Below are 253 nucleotides of genomic sequence, written 5' to 3'. Positions count from 1 at the left end.
GGTTCATGCCGCCTCGAAGGCCGTATTGGCCATCACCTCCACCATCCGTCCGGCGATGCTCGAGTTCATGGACAAGGTGGCGATCAACGCCGTCGAAGACCACCTCAGGATGGGCCTGGACCGCAACGCCGGGGCGTTGCTGGTCGCCCAATCCGACGCACCCGGCGCCGCTGCGGCCGCCGAGGTCGCCATCATGGAACAGGCGTTCACCGACTGCGGGGCCACCGAGGTGTTCTCCACCACCGACCCCGAC

1 protein-coding gene is annotated in these 253 nt (G+C 67.6%); it reads left to right on the top strand.

The features are described from left to right. Nucleotides 1–253: FAD-linked oxidase C-terminal domain-containing protein (locus SB717_RS37870; RefSeq protein WP_410908316.1), on the top strand; the 253-nt coding region annotated here is incomplete at both ends.

This window comes from Priestia sp. SIMBA_032 (assembly GCF_046535215.1).
GTDB classification, from domain to species: domain Bacteria; phylum Bacillota; class Bacilli; order Bacillales; family Bacillaceae_H; genus Priestia; species Priestia aryabhattai.
Note: the sequence above shows the minus strand (reverse complement) of the source record. Positions and strands in the feature narration are given on the sequence as shown.